Origin of the sequence: Actinomyces sp. (assembly GCF_030524025.1) — a bacterium.
In the GTDB taxonomy this organism is placed as follows: domain Bacteria; phylum Actinomycetota; class Actinomycetes; order Actinomycetales; family Actinomycetaceae; genus Actinomyces.
Genome location: NZ_JAUNHI010000004.1, coordinates 33,835 through 51,130 on the forward strand (window position 1 = coordinate 33,835; position 17,296 = coordinate 51,130).

Below are 17,296 nucleotides of genomic sequence, written 5' to 3' on the forward strand. Positions count from 1 at the left end.
GCCGGCGCCGTCATTCCGGGACTCGGTTCGCGAGTCCGGGGCTGCGTCGGGCAAAGCGGGGCTCTGCGGTGATTCCGGGGCGGAGACCCCCGGAATCACCGCAGATCCCCGGACTCAACTACCAAGCCCCGGAACGACCGACCTGGGCCCTGGGCGGCGATGGCCGCGGCAACCTCGGCGGCCGCCGCCGAGAAGTCCTCAAGCACCGTCCGCTCCTGGACCTGGGCCAGGAACACCAGGTGAGGCACCGCCTCCTCCAGACTCGCCACCGACGCCGTCATCCTCCCCGTCAGACAAAAGGCCGGCACAAAACCCACGACCTGCCCCACACCCACCGGACCCAGACGCTCAATCACCTCATCAACCACGGGCCTCCCCCGTGTCCTCATCAGTGAAAGAGTCAACATCCCCCCACGTAAGCGTGATACCACCCATGCGCTCACGCATGACCGGATCCACCATGTCTTGGGCATTACCAGCGTCGGGGCGGATCCATCCGAGGATCGGGTTGATGCTCAGCGCGGGACCGGAGACCTCACCCCACAGCTCCATCGCACCCATCGCGGTACGGGTCAAGCACCACCACCGCTGAGCCGGGAAAGGCAGAGCCACCCCGTCCAGCCACGCGTCAACCACCGGCTCCCACTCCAAAGGATCAGCAAGCCAGAAACGCCCCTCACCGAAACCGTCAAAACCAAAACGCCGCCACACATAAAGCACCGACTCCGGCATCACACCCGAGAACCGCTCCACATGCTCGACAGTCAACGGACGCCCCGCCCCCATCGGCGTCCAGCCCTCGTAGTCCAGCAGGTCCTCCTGCACCCTTGCCTCAACCCAGTCCAGGTCCCAGGGAAGATCAACCATAAACACCACACTACCCACCACAACCACCCCCCGACCAGCACGCCGACACCACAGACCTCCCCCACCCAGACCACCCCGCCACCGACCCTCGCCACCCGCACGCACACCCTCCGACCACAGGCGGAACACCCACCTCCACGTGATATACCGCACGTAGCCCTGCTCTATTTAGGTGAGACTAACCTCCACTACGGTCGGAGTGGCTGTCGCCGTCACGACCGCCTCGACCAGTACCGCCCCACAGAGAGCCGTCAACACCGTGTCCGTCTCCCGTAAGTCCTTCCTCCTGGCCTCCCTCCTCGTGCCCGCAGGCCTGGCCGTCTCGGCCTGCGGCTCGTCGTCCTCCGGATCGGGCAGCCCCTCGGCCACCACGGGCGGCGACACCGGGAGCCTGAGCGTCACGCACGCCTTCGGCACCACCGAGGTCCCCGGCGTCGTCGAGCGCATCGCCTGCGTCAACTGGGGCAACCACGACGTCCCGCTGGCCCTGGGGATCATGCCGGTGGGCATGGCCAAGCAGACCTGGGGCGTCGAGGACGACTCGGGCATGCTGCCGTGGACCAAGGAGAAGGTCGACGAGCTCGTGGCCGACGGCGCCCAGGCACCCGAGCTGTTCGACGAGACCGACGCCATCGCCTTCGAGGCCGTCGCCGCCACGACCCCCGACGTCATCCTGGCCGCCTACTCCGGTCTCACCCAGGAGGACTACGACACGCTGAGCAAGATCGCCCCGACCATCGCCTACCCCACCGTCGCCTGGGGCACCCCGTGGCGCGAGATGATCACGATGGACGCCACCGGCATGCGCCGCACCGCCGACGGCGAGGCCCTCGTCGCCGAGCTCGACACCCTCATCACCGACTCCCTGGCCGACTACCCCCAGCTGGCGGGCAAGACCTCCGCCTTCTTCTACCTCGACCCCACCGACACCTCCACCATCGGCTTCTACACGACCGCCGACCCGCGCACGGCCTTCCTGTCCGACCTCGGGATGGCGGTGCCCCCCTCGGTCCAGACCGCCTCCGACGCCGACCCGGACACCTTCTACGTCACGGTCGCCTCAGAGAACGCCGACACCCTCAACGACGTCGACCTCATGGTCTGCTATGGGCAGGCCGACACCCTGGCCACCCTCCAGGCCGACCCGCGGCTCGGCACCATCCCGGCCATCAAGAACGGTGCCGTGGCCATGGTCGGGGACGCCACCCCGCTGGCCGCCTCGACCAACCCCGGCCCCCTGTCCCTGCCCTGGGGGCTCGCGCAGTACCTGGAGCTCATCGGCGCCGCCGCCGACAAGGTCCAGTGACCCCCGCCGACGGCCGCCCGGCCCGTCGGGGAGGCTCGGCCCGTCGGGGCCGCTCGGTTCCGCGGGGCCCCCTCGCCCTTGCCCTCCTCCTTGCCGCCGTGGTTGTGGCCGCCGTCTGCTCGGTGGCCTTCGGCGCCCGGGTCGTCGGGATCGACGAGATCCTGCGCGGGCTGGCCGGCGGCGCCCAGGACCTCGGGGCGATCTCGGTGGCCGAGCGGGTCCCGCGCACCGCGACCGCGCTCGTCAGCGGGGCGGCGCTAGGGATGGCCGGTGCCCTCATGCAGGCCGTCACCCGCAACCCGATCGCCGACCCCGGCATCCTGGGGATCAACACGGGCGCCTCGCTGGCCATCGTCGTGGGGATCGCCTTCGTGGGCATCTCGACGACGCCCCAGTACATCGCCGTGGCCCTGGCCGGCGGGGCCGCCACCGCCGTCGTCGTCCACGCCGTGGGCTCGGCCGGACCGGGGGGCGCGACACCCGTCAAGCTGGCGCTGGCCGGGGTGGCGACAACGGCCGCTCTGTCCTCACTGGTCTCAGCCGTCGCACTGCCCCGGGCCGCGGGGCTGGAGGACTTCCGCTTCTGGCAGGTCGGGTCCACCGGGCGCGGGACCTGGGAGGCACTGGGCGCCGTCGGGCCCCTGCTCATCGTGGCGGCGCTCCTCGCACTCACCCTGGCCCGCCCGCTCAACTCCCTGGCGCTGGGCGAGGAGACCGCGGTAGGCCTGGGCGTGGCGGTGGGACGCACGCGCCTGCTCGCATCGGGCGCCGGGGTCGTCCTGTGCGCGGCGACGACGGCGCTGGCCGGCCCCATCGGCTTCGTCGGCCTCATGGTCCCCCATGCGGTGCGCATGCTCGTGGGCCCCGACCACCGCTGGCTGCTGCCGCTGTCGGCACTGGGCGGGGCGAGCCTGCTCACCGTCGCCGACGTCCTGGGACGGGTCATCGCGCGCCCGGCCGAGGTCAGCGTCGGGGTGGTCACGGCCTTCGTCGGAGCCCCCGTCCTCATCCTCATCGCCCGCGGCGCGAAGGTGCGCGAGCTATGAGCCCGACCCGTCCTGCGCCTGAGAGAGCCGGCTCCGTCCCGCTTGGCTTCACCGCTCCGGGCCGAGGCCGTCGGGCCCGCCGCCGTCTCGCGGTCACCTGCGCTCTGACCCTGCTCGTGGCGGCCCTGTGGTGGGCGAGCGTCCTTCTCGGCGAGACCCGGTACAGCCCGGCAGAGGTTCTGCGGGTCATGGCCGGGGAGACGGTCCCGGGCGCCTCCTTCGTTGTCGGCGAGCTGCGGCTGCCGCGGGCCCTCGTCGGCCTGCTCACCGGGGTGGCCTTCGGCATGGCGGGCACGACCTCCCAGACCATGCTGCGCAACCAGCTGGCCAGCCCCGACATCATCGGGATCACCTCGGGGGCCTCGGCCAGCGCCGTGCTCGCCATCCTCGTCCTGGGGTGGTCGGGGGCGTCGGTGACGGCGCTGGCGGTGGTCGCCGGGGTGGCGACGGCCGCCGTCATCTACCTGCTGTCCGGCTCGGGGAGGTCCCAGGGCGGGCGACTCATCCTCATCGGGATCGGGGTGTCCTCGATGTTCTCCTCGGTCATCGCCTACCTCCAGATGCGGGCGTCGGTCTACGACGTCGCCGACGCCATGCGCTGGCTGTCGGGCTCGCTCAGCTCGGCCTCCTGGGAGCAGGTGCCGCTCGTGGCCGTCACGCTTCTCGTACTCGGTACGCTCCTGGCCGTGGTCGGCCGGGACCTGGGGCCGCTCGTGCTCGGTGAGGAGGCGGCCACCGGCCTGGGCGTACACGTCGTGCGCACCCGGGCGGTACTCGTCCTGGCGATGGTGGGGCTGTCGGCTGTGGCCACCGCCGCAACCGGCCCGATCGCCTTCGTGTCCTTCCTGGCCGGACCGATCGCCGCGCGCCTTGTCGGTCCCACCGACCGCACACTGCTCGTCCCAGCGGGACTCATGGGCGCCGCCATCGTTCTGGGCGCCGACCTGCTGGCCCAGCAGGTGCTGCCCACGGCGCTGCCCGTGGGGGTCGTGACCGGGATCGTCGGCGCCCCCGCTCTTGTCATCCAGCTTCTCCGCATCAACCGTCAGGGGGCCAGCGCATGAGCGCCACCGCACCCGCCGTCCCGCACGGCACCGCACCGGCCGTCCCGCGCCACCTGAGCACGACCGCGCTCAGCTCCGGCTATGGCCGACGCACCATCGTCGACGGAGTCGACCTGGAGGTGCCGACCGGCCGGATCACCGTCATCGTGGGCGCCAATGCCTGCGGGAAGTCGACGCTGCTCAAGACGATGGCGCGGATCCTGGCGCCCAGCGCCGGCGCCGTGCTCCTCGACGGGGAGCCGGTGGGATCGATCCCCACCAAGCGCCTGGCGACCCGCCTGGGGCTCCTGCCCCAGCAGCCCATCGCCCCCGAGGGCATCGCCGTGTCGGACCTCGTGGGCCGTGGGCGTCACCCCCACCAGGGGGCCTTCCGCTCCTGGACCGCCGAGGACCGGCGGATCGTCGAGGAGGCGCTCGTGGCCACCGGGACGGCGCCGCTGGCCGACCGCGCCATCGACGAGCTCTCCGGAGGGCAGCGTCAGCGGGTGTGGATCGCCATGGCGCTGGCCCAACGCACCGACGTCCTCCTGCTCGACGAGCCGACCACCTTCCTCGACCTGGCTCACCAGGTCGAGGTCCTCGACCTGCTCACCGACCTCAACCGTGACCGCGGCACGACCATCGTCATGGTCCTCCACGACATCAACCTGGCCGCGCGGTACGCCGACCACGTCGTGGCCATGAAGGCCGGGCGGGTCGTGGCCGCCGGACCGCCGCGCGAGGTGGTCGACCCCGGGCTCATGCGGGAGGTCTTCGGCCTGTCGGCCGAGGTCATCACCGACCCGGTCTCGGGCACGCCGCTCATCGTGCCCCGCGGCCGGTACCACGGCGGCGATCCGGCCGGGACCGCCGGGGCCGGGGATGCCGGGCCGGCCGGCGAGCCCGCTGACCCGCAGGACAGTGCCGACGAGCCGGGTAGAGCCATCGGCGCGGTCCGGGGCGGGCCCGTCGAAGATGCCGACAGCGAGCAGGCTCACGGCGAGAAGCCCCGCCGGCACGAGGAGGGGCGATGAGCAACCCGTTCCGCTTCTTCCGCGTGCGTGTCGCCGGGGTGGAGGACCTGACTCCCTCCTTCCGACGAGTCACCTTTGCGGGCGAGGACCTCGGCTCCTTCGCGGACCCCGGGTGGGACCAGCGGATCAAGCTCGTCCTGCCGGCACCGCGCAGCGGCTATCGGCACCTGCCCGAGGGCGACGCGTGGTACGCCCGCTGGCAGGCGCTCGAGGAGGCCGACCGCCCACCGATCCGCACCTACACGACGCGCGCCGTGCGGCGGGGCGCCGGGGGCACCGAGGTGGACGTCGACGTCGTCCTGCACGGGCCGACAGGCCCGGCGGGCCGGTGGGTGGAGGCTGCTCGCCAGGGATCCGAGGCAGTGCTGCTGGGGCCCAACACAGACTTCAGGGGGCCTTGTGGAGGCGTGGACTTCGTTCCCCCGGAGGTCACCGAGCGCCTCCTGCTCGGGGGCGATGAGACCGCCGCCCCCGCGATCTCACGGATCCTCGAGGACCTCGCCCCCACGGCGCGTGGCATCGCGGTGATCGAGGTGCCACGGGCGGCAGACGCGGCCTACCTGCCCACTCACCCCGGCGTCGAGCTGCGAGTCGTCAGCCGCGACGGTGGCGCCCACGGCGAGCTGCTCGTCACGGAGGTGGCGCGGGCCGTGGCCGAGATGTGCCCGGCCGGGACGCCCCAAGAGGTCGAGGAGATCGACGTCGACCACGACCTGCTGTGGGAGGTGCCCCGCACCGCCAAGGGCGGGGCGGCGCTGCGGCGGGCGAGCCTGTACGCCTGGCTGGCAGGCGAGGCGGGCGCGGTGCGCACGATGCGCCGCCATCTCGTGGCCGAGCGCGGCCTGGACCGCCGGACCGTGGCCTTCATGGGCTACTGGAGGCTGGGCAAGGCCGAGAACTGAGGCGGCTGCCGTCTCCGCCGCCGACCCTCCTCCTGGCCGGGCTCGATGACGACGTCGTCCATGCCACCGCCGGGCGTGAGGCGTCACTTCTCCCGGTCTCGCGGGGTGAGGGTCGGGGCCGAGGCGGGGGTGGGGTCGGCGGGGCCCACGCCGTCGCCGTCGAGGTCGAGCTCGTCGATGATCTCCGGGTCGACCTCGTCGGGGTCGCGCATCGGGGCGTCACCGGCAGACAGGAACAGTCCCACCCACCGCGAGCGCTCGTCGGAGTCGATGAGCAGGCACTTGACGAACAGGGTCAGCGGCACCGCCAGGATCGCACCGAGCGCGCCGATGATCTGGCTCCAAAAGAGCAGGGACAGGAAGGTGGTCGTCGTGTTGAGGCCCACGGCGTCGCCGGTGAACTTGGGCTGGATGAGGGACTGGATGAGGAAGTTGAGCACCGTGTAGGCCACGACAACCCACAGCGCTGTCCATGGCCCGGAGTCGACGAGCGCCAGCAGCGCCGGCGGGAGCACCCCGATGAAGAAGCCGATGTTGGGGATGTAGTTCGTGATGAAGGACAGCACCCCCCAGGTCACCGCCATCGGCACCCCGAGGATGCCCAGGGCGATGACGTCGAGGACGGCGACGATGAGGCCGAAGATGGTCGAGACCAGCCAGTAGGAGCGCACCGAGGAGGCGAAGTCGGCCAGCGCCGAGGCGATGCCCGGCTTGAGCCTGCTCAGCGCCGCGGCGCGCACCTCGATGCGGGACATGTCGAACATGAGGAAGACGACCGCCAGGGCCATGACGCCCAGCACCGAGCCGATGCCCGAGATCTGTGAGAGCAGCCCCTGGGCGAGGGAGACCACGCGGCTGGTGTCCATCGCTCCGGCGACCTGGCTCAGGAGAGTCGACTGGTCGACGCCGAAGCGGGCGAGCAGGTCCTGAATGTTGATCCAGATCGCCTCGAACTCGTCGCTGTAACGTGGAAGGGTGTCGATGAGCTGGACGATGGCCACCCCCAGCGCGAGGAACATGATGACCACGAAGGTGTAGATGAGCAGGATCGCCGCCACGGCCGACACCGCCCGGGGGACCCCGTGCCGGCTCGCCCAGCTGATGAGCGGCCGGACCGTGATGACAAGGGTCAGGGCGAAGAACGCCGGCCCGATGAGGCTGCGGGTGTAGTAGATGCCCCCGCAGCCGACCACCAGGGCGGCGATGACCAGCGCGATGGACTCCCCCTGGCTGCGCGTGCCGCCGGGGCGCCCGGGACTGTCGGAGGAGGCTGGCAGGGTCTCACAGGTCTGGCTCATACGGCGATCCTTCCACAGGAGAGCGACGAAGCGCCGCAGCCCAGAGCCGGAGGGGTGGACACCTGCCGCAGGGAGCCGCTGCGTCGTCGTCGCCGCGCCCGGGCACCGTCCAGCTGCGGCGCAAGACGCGGAGCGGCGCTCAGCGCGCCGGCCCCGCCCTCAGCGCAGCGCCTCCATGGCGCGCACGCCGTCGAGGGCCCGCAGGTGGGGCAGGGGGTTGAGCCCGGCGTCCAGGACGAAGTCGGTCAGCTGCGTGCGCACGGTGGCCTGCAGCCGCGCGGGGTCCCACGGCTTGGCGATGTAGTGGTCGAGACCGGCCTCATTGACCGCGCGGATCGTGTCGGCCTGATCGGCCTGCCCGGTGACGAGCACCTTGCGCGCCGCCGCCGTCGACTCCTCCTCGCGCATCTCGACGAGCATGTCGACACCACTGCGCCCCGGCAGGCGGTGGTCGGCCAGGACCAGGGCGATGAGGTCGCCGTCGGCGACGACCTCGGAGACCACCTCCCAGGCGTCCTCGACGTCCTCGGCCGGCTCGACGCGCACCACCCCCGCGAAGGGGGCCAGGTCACCGACCACTGCGTCGCGGACCTCCGGTTCGTCCTCGACGACGAGGATGACGAGCTTCATGATGCCTCCTGTGGGGTTGGGGCGGTCTCGACGGGGCGGGTGGGCAGGATCACAGTGACACAGGTGTGCCCCGGACGGGAGGCCACCGAGATCGTGCCCCCGTGGGCGTCCACCACGCTCTTGGCCAGGCCCATGCCCAGGCCCAGTCCGAAGCGGACCTGGCCGTGCTTGGTGGTGAAGCGGGGCTCGAAGATGCGCGGCAGCACGTCGTGCGGGATGCCCGGCCCGTTGTCCTCGACCTCGATGCGCACCGCCTCGGGCGCGGGCGCCGCGCGCAGGACGACGCGGGAGTGCGGGGCATCCTGCCCGGCGTCGGCGGCCACCTTGGCCTGCGCGGCCAGGGCGTCGGCGGCGTTGGCCAGGATGTTGGTCCACACCTGGGCGAGCTCGCCGCCACGGGCCGGGATCCGCGGCACCTCGGCATAGTCCCGCTCGATCTCGACGCCACGCAGACGGTGGGCGGTCAGGCGCAGGGCGTCCTCGAGGACCTCACGGGGGTCGACGTCGACGGCCTGCTCGCCCTCGGGTCGCACGTAGGTCGACAGGGCGGCCACCAGGCCGGAGATGCGCGCGGTCGCCAGGCCGATGTTGCGCTCGCCCCTGCCGATGGAGGCCGCGGCCTCGGTGGTGCGCAGCCGCACCGGGTCGGCCGCCAGGGCCCGCACCTCGGCGGGGTCGGAGTCCGGGCCGTATCCCAGGGCGACCAGTCGTCTGGCGGTCTCCCGGTCCCCCAGGACCGCCTCGAGGGCCTTGCGGGCCGCCCGCTCGGTGCGGGTCGATGCGGCCGGCCGCGTGCGCGCCGCGTCCGCCGCGGCGCGGATGGCGGGTCCGTCGGGGTGGGTGAGCAGGATCGAGGTGATGTCCTCACTCAGGTGCGCCCCGGCGCGCTCGAGGGCGGCCACCGGGTTGTTGAGCTCGTGGGCCACGCCCGCGGCGAGCTCGCCCAGCGTGGCGAACCGCTCCTGGGCCAGCAGCTCCAGGCGCGCCTGCTCGAGGGCCGCCAGCGCCTCCTGGGCCTGGGCCTTCTCGGCGGCCACGGCGGCCGCCAGCTCGGTCTTCTCGACCTGGAGCACCTCCGAGCGCGACAGCCGGGTGGTCAGGGAACCGATGAGCAGCGCCGCCAGGGTCTGCTCCGTGGCCGGGTTCTCCCGCAGGGAGCGGTCGAGCTGTTCAATGGACAGCAGGATGAGCTCGACCTCGGTCGTCGTGGTCGCCGTGACGTAGGCCCGGCCGTGGCCGGCCAGCGACACCAGGCCGATGACACGGCCGGTCGTGGCGTGGTGGAGCACGACCTCGCCCACCCGGGTGTGGCGGGTCAGCGCCACCGCCCCGGAGACGACGATGCACACCGAGTCGACGATCTGGCCCTGGTGGGTCAGGCGCACCCCCGGCGGCAGGCGCAGCCGGGGCCGGGGCCCCAGGACCGCCTCACAGGCGGCGATGAGCTCGGCGGTCAGGACGTCGGCGCTGTGGCCCAGGGCCTCCAGCAGGGGGGACCGGCCGAGGTCGGGGACGCCGTGGTCGACGCCGAGCTCGTGGCTGCGCTCGTCCTGGGGCCGGTGGTCGCGCATCCAGCGCCGGGTCTGCGCGGCCGCCCGGTCGGCGATGGCGCCCGGGGTCCAGGGCACGGCGACGACCTCCCGCACGAGGTCCTCGTCGATGGCCCGCCCGAGGTTGCTCAGCTCGGTGCGCTCGGTGAGCAGGACGAGCCGGGCGGTGGCCAGGGAGGGGTAACGGTCCACCGCGGCGGCGACGTCGTCGAGGCTGCCGACCTCATCGGTGGCGACGATGAGCGGGACCGTGGGCAGCGGGGCCTCGCCGGCCCCCGCCGCCCGGGCGAGCAGCTCGGCCAGGGAGCGCAGGCGCACGACATCGGCCACCGCCGCCACGGCCGGCCCGATCTCGTGGGCGGCCTGGCTGCCCAGGGACGCCGGGGAGACGACCGCCACCGCCAGCCTCTCGGGGGACTGCTCCGGGGTCACCGCACCCTCCTCCACCTCACACCAGCCCCAGGGCCGACCACAGCGGGGGCATGAGCAGGACGAGCAGCGCCGTGCCGACCACGCCGACGATCAGCCCGACCTTGGCCATGTCGGCGGTGGTCACCTCGCCGGTGGCGTAGGCGATGGCGTTGGGCGGGGTCGAGATCGGCAGGCTCATGCCCAGGGAGCAGGCCAGGGCCAGGACCACGGCGATCGTGATCGGCTCGAGCCCCTCGATGCCCGTGGCCAGACCCATGGCCAGGGGGATGAGCAGGTTGGAGGCCGCCGAGTGGCTGATGACGTTGGACAGGCCCAGCCCCAGACCGCCCATGACCACGATGACCACGAGGGCGGGCATGGCGTTCCAGTCGAACAGGCCCAGGATCCAGGTGTCCAGGCCGGTGGCCGCCACGCCGTCGCCCAGAGCGATGCCCCCGGCCACGAGCCACAGCACCGGCCAGGACAGGCGGCCGAGGTCCTCCCCGCCCATGACCCGGGTGACCAGCAGGGCCACGACCGCCAGGAAACCGACGACGTTGGCACTCAGGCCGTGGAGGGCCTCGGTCATCCAGGCCAGGATCGTCACCGCGGCGATGACGTAGAAGGTGATGGCTTTGCGGTCGGTGTCCCACGTGGCCTGCATGTCGAGCTCGACGCCCAGTCCCGCCGGGATGAACAGGAGGGCCAGGAGCAGCCAGGCCCCCAGGAGGATGACGACCATAAGGGGCACGGCCATGACCATCCAGTCCAGGAAGCTGACGTGGTACCCGGCCTCGCCCAGGGCGCCCAGGGCGATGGCATTGGGCGGGGTGCCCACGGGCGTGCCGATGCCGCCGACGTTGGCGGCCACCGGGATGGACAGCGCCAGGCCTGCGCGCGGCCGGCCCTCGGGCAGGGCCCCCAGGATCGGGATGACGACGGCGAACATCGTGGCGGTGGTCGCCGTGTTGGACATGAACATGGACAGCAGGGCGGTGATGACCATGAGGCCCAGGACCGTCCGGCGCGCCGAGCCGGTGAAGGGCTTGATGAGCACCGCGGCGAGGTTCTTGTCGAGGCGGTACTTCTCCGCGCCGTCGGCGATGAGGAAGCCGCCGAGGAACAGGATAATGACCGGGTTGGCCAGCGCCCCGAGGAAGGCGGCGTAGGGCATGGCCTCCGCGGGCACCGGCAGGAGCGCCTGGTCCGAGACGAGCAGCACCTCCAGGGCGATGACGAGCACAGCTGTGGCCACCAGCGGGATCGCCTCGGTCACCCACAGCACGATCGCCAGGAGGAAGACGGCCAGCATCCGCTCGCCCACGTCATCGAGGCCCGGCACGTCGGCGAGCAGCGGCAGGAGGAAGGCCAGCACTCCCAGGAAGATGCCGACGATCTGCGTACGGGTCAGGGCCGGTGCGGGGGCGACGGGTCGCCGGACGGTACGCGGACGGGTCGGCATCGAGCTCCTCCTCATGGCGCACGGCGCCATCGCCGGTGGGACGTGGTCGGCGCGGCCGCCGACCACCGGCATCGTAGGCACGGTCGCCGGACCGGGCGTGGGACCTTCATCGTGGAGCGCGCAGCCCCGCGAGGGCAGGGCGAGGTCGACCTCGAGGTCGACGGGTACCCCGGGAGCCTGTCACGCCATCACCGCAGAACGCGGCTCAGCCAGGGGTCGACCGCGGCGTAGAAGCCCTCAGGACGGCTGCGCCGCACATCGTGCGCGGCTCCGGGCACGAGCGCAGTGTCGACGCGCGGATTGACCCCGGCCAGGATGGTCAGGCCCTCGGGCCCGACCCGCGCGGCCCCGGGGCGGTCGCCGGTGACCAGGAGCGCGGGCACCTCGAGGGCCGCCATCGCGGCCTCCCAGGGGATCTCCGGGGCGACCACCCCCGTGGCCAGCAGTGCCGGGTCGACCCACTGACTCGCCCACACCCCGGCAACCGCCTCCATCCGGGGGACCTCGGGATCGGACAGCGCACGGGCGACGGCCGCCACGGGGTCGGCCACCTCGCGGGCCAGGGCCCGCGCACGGGCCGCCCCACGGGCGAGGAGCTCCTCTGGCCGGCGTGTGCCGAAGCGGGCGGGGTCGGCCAGGACGACGCCCGCGATGAGCTCCGGCCGACGGATCGCCGCCACCATGGCGGTGGCCGCGCCCATGGAGTGTCCCAGGAGGACCGGGGGGGCCGCGTGCCTCAGGCCGAGAGCCGCCCGGCCGCGGGCCTCGGTGTCGAGCTCCTCGACGGCGCCCAGGGCGTCCTCGACGAGCACCTCGCCGGCACGCTCGAGGCCGTCGGGGTCCCACCGCGGCGAGAGCCCGTGCCCACGGGCGTCGAGGGCCACCACCCGGTAACCGCGCCCCGCCCAGTGGGAGATGGCCTCGGCCTGGGAGACGGCCGAGCCGGTGATCCCATGGAGGAGGACGAGGGTGGGGGCGTCGGCGGCCCCGACGATGACACGCGCCAGCGGTGAGCAGGACATGCTCCGATTGTCCCGCTCCGGAACTATCGGGGCCACCGGCGCCGACGTCGCGGGTCCGGGGCCGGCGGCACGTGTCCGGGGCCGGCGCGGTTAGCCTGGGGGCATGAGTGAGCACCAGCCCCGGGGGGCCGCCGACCTGCCGCGCGTGAGCCGGATGAACGTCGAGTCCTTCAACCTTGATCACACCGCCGTCCTCGCCCCCTTTGTGCGCGTGGCCGACCGCAAGCGCCTGCCGGGTGGCAACGAGCTGGTCAAGTACGACGTGCGCTTCTGCCAGCCCAACCGCGACCACCTGGAGATGGACGCGGTCCACTCCATCGAGCACCTGACCGCCGAGCTCATGCGCAACCACACCGACCGGCTCATCGACTTCAGCCCCATGGGCTGCCAGACCGGGTTCTACGCCCTGACCCTGGGACTGGAGCCGGTCGAGTTCCTCCCCCTGCTGGAACGGACCTTCCGCGACATCCTGACGGCCGACGAGGTCCCGGCGGCCAACGAGGTGCAGTGCGGGTGGGGAGCCAACCACTCCCTGGCGGCCGCCCAGGCCGCGGTGCGCGCCTTCCTGGCCGAACGGGACCAGTGGGAGACAGTGGTCCCCGCCTGATGCGGTGCCCGCGGGCGCCCCGACCCCGGGCCGCGGCGTTGAGGGCCCGCGCGGCGCCGTAGGCTCTGGCCCATGCACCCGCCCACGACCGTCACCACCCTGGAGCTCGCCCCCGAGAGCCCCATCCTGCTGTTCACGGTGCTCCTGCAGCCGGGCATGCTCCTGCTGGCGTGGCTGATCGGGGTGCTGACCAAGCGGGTGATCCGGCGCTGGCACGCGCACCTGTCGACCTCGGCCGCCACCTTGACCGCGCTCATCGCCCTGTGGGTGGGCCTGGGCGCAGGGGCATGGGTCTACGCCGAGGACTACCTGTGGGCGCCGCGCATGCTGCTGAGCGCCACGGCGGTCGCCGTCGTCACAGTCATCCTGACCGCCCTGATCGTCACGCGCCTTCAGCACGAGCCGCCGCTGCCGCCCATCGCCGAGGTCGCCGCCCAGGGCGAGTCCGACCGCCTGGAGTTCAAGTCCTCGGCGAGGGTCAACATGCGCACGGGGGCCAAGGACGAGACCATGGAGACCATCGTGGCCAAGACGGTGTGCGCCTTCCTCAACTCCCGCGGCGGCACGCTGCTGCTCGGCGTCGATGACGACGGCAGCCTCATCGGCCTCGAGGCCGACTACGCGACCCTGCGCAGCCCGGATGCCGACCGTTTCGAGCTGTTCTTCCGCGATCTCCTGCGCAACCGTCTGGGGACGAACGCCGCCGCCCTGCCGCGGATGGACTTCGCACCCGCCGCCCAGGGCTCGGGCGAGGCCTGCCGGGTGACGGTGCCCTCCTCCCCCGAGCCGGTGTACATGCGCCCCAAGGGCTCGGGCCCCGAGTTGTGGGTGCGCGTGGGCAACTCCACACGCCGCCTCGAGGTCGACGACGCCGTGTCCTACATCGCGCAGCGCTGGCCCCGTCATGTCCGCCACTCCCTGCGGGAGCGTCTGGGCACCTACCTGCTCTACCGGCGCAAGCGCACCGAGGCGCCCACCGGCGGCCGGCAGGGATGAGCCCTACCGCGGGGCCCCGCCGCCGGGCGGGCGACGACGCCGATGCTGATCAGCATCTGCCGAGCTCGCGGGGGCGCGGGCCCGCCGGCTCCTGTCGGCCCCGGGTGCGGCGGCCCCGCAGGAGGCGCCTGCGCGCCCAGTCGGATCATCGCCGTAGGCTCCTGCCTGTGACGAGCACTGATCCCGCGGAGTCCCGGCAGCCACTGGCCCGGCACCTGGCCGGTCGCCTCGAGGACGAGGACGCCCCCGTCCTCGTCCTGTCCCACGGCATCACCGACTCGGCCGCCTGCTGGGCCGACGCCGTGGGTCGCTGGACCGCCTCGGGCTACCGGATCGTCGCCCTCGACGCCCGCGGACACGGCGACTCGCCCCGGTGGGACGAGGGGGACCTGGTCAACCAGGAGACAGCGGGCGCCCGCCTCGCCGCCGACCTCACCGCTGCGCTGGTGGACCTGCGCGCCCACGGGCTCCGCGGCGAGGGCCCGCTGCGAGCGCCCCTCGTAGCGGTCGGGCACTCGATGGGTGGGGTGACGAGCCTCGACGTGGCTGCACACCGCCCCGACCTCGTCGACGGCGTCGTGGCGGAGGACCCGGCCTTCGTCACCCCCGCCTGGCGGCGGCTGCTGGCGCTGGACGCGGTCAGACAGGTGCGCGAGATGCGTGAGATCGCAGCCGACCCCGAGGCGCGCATCACCCAGGAGCGGGCCGCGCACCCCACGTGGCCGCCCACCGAGGTCAGGGCGAGCGTTGAGGCCTCCTGCCGGGTCGACCTGCGCTTCCTCGCCCTGGGCTGCGTGAGCCCGCCCACGCCATGGCAGGAGGTCGTCGACTCCCTGGCCGTTCCCACGCTCATCGTCACCGGCACCGACCGAGTGGTGCTGCGGGGGGACAACCTCACCAACCTCACCGCGCGGGCCAACCCGTGGATCTCCACCGCGGTGCTCGTCGGCGCGCCGCACTGCGTGCGCCGGACCTTCCCCGAGCGCTTCCACGCCGTGACCGACCCCTGGCTCGCCCACCTCCCCCGAGATCGGGACTCATGACACCCCGAGATCGGTAGAAATGACACCCCGAGATCGGTACATATGACACGCCGGTTCTGATCCTGGCACCCGAGGACACGGTCTCCCTCAACCGGTGAGCACCACGCGCCCACGGTCCGACCCGGTCCTGGGGAACCCCGGACACGAGGGCATGCGCGACCACGGACGATGCTCGAGCCACTAACCTCGGTGTCATGAACACGCACGAGGCCCTCGGCCGGCTCGTGGTCCGGGGCTACCGCTCTATCCGGGAGATCGACCTGGAGCTGACCACCGGTGTCACCGTGCTCATCGGTGCCAACGGCTCGGGCAAGTCGAACCTCGTGGGAGCCCTGGAGCTCATCTCCCGCATCTGGGACGACTCCTTCCAGGAGCACGTCGCAGCCCGCGGGGGGATGTCCGGCCTGCTGTTCGAGGGGGAGACGGGACCGGCCCCGGAGGCGCTCATCGAGATCCACTCGAGCCCGGACGCCGAGGACTGTGTCAACGGCTACCGGGTCGAGCTGCGTCCCACGGACGACGACGCCGCTGTCCTGACCGAGTCGATGCTGTTCCACGACCGCCGCGTCTACGAGCGGCCCTACGACCGACGCCTGGGGACGGGACGCTCGAGCCGGGCACGCCGTGTCGCCGAGGTATCCGCCGATCCCAAGGAGGTCGCCTTCGCCGGCCACATCACCCCGCTCCTGGCGGGGTGCCGGGTCTACCACTTCGACGACGTCGGACCCACCGCCCCGGTCAAGGGCTGGTCGACCGTGGGCGACGACATCGCCCTGCGCTCGGACGCCGAGAACATCGCCGCCTACCTGCTGCGGCTCCGGGAGGACCACCCCCTCCACTACCGTCGCATCGTCACCGCGGTCCGCCATGTCACACCCTTCTTCGACGACTTCGTCCTCGTGCCCTCCCCGGGGGAGCGCGTGCGGCTGCGCTGGCGCCAGCGCGGGCTCGACCGCACCTTCATGGCTCGCGAGGCCAGCGACGGCACCCTGCGTTTCCTGTGCCTGGCGACGCTCCTGCTGGGACCGGACCGGCCGGCCACCATCATCCTGGACGAGCCCGAGCTCGGTCTGCACCCGGCGGCTATCGCGCTGCTCGCCGAGATGGTCCACGACGCCGGGCGCGACCGGCACAGGGTCATCCTCGCCACCCAGTCGGTGCCGCTGCTGTCGCACTTCCACCTCGATGAGATCGCCGTCCTGGACCGGGTCGACGGTGCCACCACGGTCAACCGCCCCGACGCCGAGCGGCTCGCCGGCTTTCTTGAGGAATTCTCGGTCGGGGAGGTCTGGGAGATGAACCTCTTGGGCGGACGTCCCTCGCGGCAGGAGGCACGGCGATGAGGCAGGTGGTCGTCCTTGTCGAGGGGCAGACGGAGGAGGCCGTCGTCGACGAGGTGCTGGCACCGGTCGCCTGGCTCCAGGACATCCACCTCCGCCCGATCATTGTGCGGACCTCGGCGACCCACCGCGGCGGCGGGCACTGGAAGCACTACGACCTCATGCTGCGCACCTTCCTGGACCAGCCGCACTGGAGCGGCGTGGGCCTCGTCGTCGACTACTACGGCTACCCGCCGGGCGCGCCGGGCGGCACCGGCGAGCTGTCGGGGGAGGCCCGCCGCCTCCAGCTCGTCGCCGCACTGTCCGACCGGTACCCCGACCCCCGTTTCCACCCCCTGGTCATGCCCCACGAGATCGAGGCACTCGTCCTGGCGGCCATCGCCGCCGGTGCCGGGGACGGGATCCTGCCCCCGGCGGCCCTCAGCAGGCTGCGGCGGCAGGTGCGTCAAGCCGGCGGTGCGGAGAAGGTCAACACGGGAGCCGAACGCATCCCCTCCAGGCGGCTGGCACGCGCCGACCCCGACTACTCCAAGACCGTCACCGGCCCCCTGCTCATCGCCGAAGCGGGTCTGGAGCCGGTTCTTGAGGGCTGCCCGACCTTCGCCGCCTGGTGGCGCGGGCTCCTCGACCCAGCGGCGGCCCCGGCCGGTCACCGGGCCTGAGGAGGCCGGACGGCCCTCGCCCGCGACCTCGAGGGGCCCAACCCCTCAGGCGGCCACCCGCAGACGGACCGGGGCGT

17 protein-coding genes are annotated in these 17,296 nt (G+C 72.6%); 10 read left to right on the plus strand and 7 right to left on the minus strand.

The annotated features are described in order from the left end of the window. Positions 1-95: 95 nt before the first annotated feature. Together Q4C85_RS03090 and Q4C85_RS03095 are read right to left on the minus strand one after the other, a co-directional pair. The gene (locus tag Q4C85_RS03090; RefSeq protein WP_303139436.1) at positions 96-368 is read right to left on the minus strand and encodes a hypothetical protein; all 273 of its coding nucleotides are present in this window, start codon (positions 366-368) and stop codon (positions 96-98) included. Further along, positions 361-867: a GAD-like domain-containing protein gene (locus Q4C85_RS03095; RefSeq protein ID WP_303139437.1), complete on the minus strand. Its 507-nt coding sequence runs from the start codon at positions 865-867 to the stop codon at positions 361-363. Before Q4C85_RS03095 ends, Q4C85_RS03090 begins: the two co-directional genes overlap by 8 nt. A 199-nt stretch (positions 868-1,066) precedes the next feature. Between Q4C85_RS03095 and Q4C85_RS03100 the strand changes: the two genes are divergently transcribed. The 5 genes from Q4C85_RS03100 (at position 1,067) to Q4C85_RS03120 (ending at position 6,198) form a co-directional block, all read left to right on the plus strand. Continuing rightward, entirely contained in the window at positions 1,067-2,173 is a 1,107-nt protein-coding gene (locus Q4C85_RS03100) for an iron-siderophore ABC transporter substrate-binding protein (protein ID WP_303139438.1), read from the plus strand. Positions 2,174-2,271: 98 nt separating this feature from the next. Further along, positions 2,272-3,219: an iron ABC transporter permease gene (locus Q4C85_RS03105; RefSeq protein WP_303139440.1), complete on the plus strand. Its 948-nt coding sequence runs from the start codon at positions 2,272-2,274 to the stop codon at positions 3,217-3,219. Further along, positions 3,216-4,283 carry an iron chelate uptake ABC transporter family permease subunit gene (locus tag Q4C85_RS03110; RefSeq protein ID WP_303139441.1) on the plus strand — a complete coding sequence of 356 codons (1,068 nt, stop codon included), beginning with the start codon at positions 3,216-3,218 and terminating at the stop codon, positions 4,281-4,283. The genes Q4C85_RS03105 and Q4C85_RS03110 overlap by 4 nt, the downstream gene beginning before the upstream one ends. Continuing rightward, complete coding sequence (locus Q4C85_RS03115; protein WP_303139443.1) at positions 4,280-5,296, plus strand: ABC transporter ATP-binding protein; 1,017 nt, start codon at positions 4,280-4,282, stop codon at positions 5,294-5,296. Before Q4C85_RS03110 ends, Q4C85_RS03115 begins: the two co-directional genes overlap by 4 nt. Continuing rightward, positions 5,293-6,198, plus strand: coding sequence for a siderophore-interacting protein (locus Q4C85_RS03120; protein WP_303139445.1), 906 nt, complete (start codon positions 5,293-5,295; stop codon positions 6,196-6,198). Before Q4C85_RS03115 ends, Q4C85_RS03120 begins: the two co-directional genes overlap by 4 nt. An 83-nt stretch (positions 6,199-6,281) precedes the next feature. Here Q4C85_RS03120 and Q4C85_RS03125 read toward each other — a convergent pair whose 3' ends face one another. The 5 genes from Q4C85_RS03125 to Q4C85_RS03145 all read right to left on the minus strand — a co-directional run bounded on the left by Q4C85_RS03125 (position 6,282) and on the right by Q4C85_RS03145 (position 12,571). Further along, positions 6,282-7,496 carry an AI-2E family transporter gene (locus tag Q4C85_RS03125; protein WP_303139447.1) on the minus strand — a complete coding sequence of 405 codons (1,215 nt, stop codon included), beginning with the start codon at positions 7,494-7,496 and terminating at the stop codon, positions 6,282-6,284. Between the two features lie 159 nt (positions 7,497-7,655). Continuing rightward, positions 7,656-8,126 (minus strand): response regulator, encoded by a 471-nt coding sequence (locus Q4C85_RS03130; protein ID WP_303139449.1) that lies wholly within the window; start codon positions 8,124-8,126, stop codon positions 7,656-7,658. Beyond that, positions 8,123-10,108 carry an ATP-binding protein gene (locus Q4C85_RS03135; protein ID WP_303139451.1) on the minus strand — a complete coding sequence of 662 codons (1,986 nt, stop codon included), beginning with the start codon at positions 10,106-10,108 and terminating at the stop codon, positions 8,123-8,125. Before Q4C85_RS03135 ends, Q4C85_RS03130 begins: the two co-directional genes overlap by 4 nt. A 16-nt stretch (positions 10,109-10,124) precedes the next feature. Continuing rightward, positions 10,125-11,549 carry a DASS family sodium-coupled anion symporter gene (locus Q4C85_RS03140; RefSeq protein ID WP_303139455.1) on the minus strand — a complete coding sequence of 475 codons (1,425 nt, stop codon included), beginning with the start codon at positions 11,547-11,549 and terminating at the stop codon, positions 10,125-10,127. A gap of 188 nt (positions 11,550-11,737) precedes the next feature. Next, positions 11,738-12,571 (minus strand): alpha/beta fold hydrolase, encoded by an 834-nt coding sequence (locus Q4C85_RS03145; protein WP_303139457.1) that lies wholly within the window; start codon positions 12,569-12,571, stop codon positions 11,738-11,740. Between the two features lie 154 nt (positions 12,572-12,725). Here Q4C85_RS03145 and Q4C85_RS03150 point away from each other — a divergent pair, with 154 nt between their 5' ends. The 5 genes from Q4C85_RS03150 to Q4C85_RS03170 all read left to right on the plus strand — a co-directional run bounded on the left by Q4C85_RS03150 (position 12,726) and on the right by Q4C85_RS03170 (position 17,219). After that, entirely contained in the window at positions 12,726-13,178 is a 453-nt protein-coding gene (locus Q4C85_RS03150; RefSeq protein WP_303139600.1) for an S-ribosylhomocysteine lyase, read from the plus strand. 72 nt (positions 13,179-13,250) lie between these two features. Continuing rightward, positions 13,251-14,174, plus strand: coding sequence for a helix-turn-helix domain-containing protein (locus Q4C85_RS03155; RefSeq protein ID WP_303139459.1), 924 nt, complete (start codon positions 13,251-13,253; stop codon positions 14,172-14,174). Between the two features lie 167 nt (positions 14,175-14,341). After that, on the plus strand, positions 14,342-15,217 hold the full coding sequence (locus Q4C85_RS03160) for an alpha/beta hydrolase (protein ID WP_303139461.1): 876 nt from the start codon (positions 14,342-14,344) through the stop codon (positions 15,215-15,217). A gap of 194 nt (positions 15,218-15,411) precedes the next feature. Continuing rightward, positions 15,412-16,560 (plus strand): AAA family ATPase, encoded by a 1,149-nt coding sequence (locus Q4C85_RS03165; RefSeq protein ID WP_303139463.1) that lies wholly within the window; start codon positions 15,412-15,414, stop codon positions 16,558-16,560. Continuing rightward, the gene (locus Q4C85_RS03170) at positions 16,557-17,219 is read left to right on the plus strand and encodes a DUF4276 family protein (RefSeq protein ID WP_303139466.1); all 663 of its coding nucleotides are present in this window, start codon (positions 16,557-16,559) and stop codon (positions 17,217-17,219) included. The genes Q4C85_RS03165 and Q4C85_RS03170 overlap by 4 nt, the downstream gene beginning before the upstream one ends. The last annotated feature ends 77 nt before the right edge of the window (positions 17,220-17,296 follow it).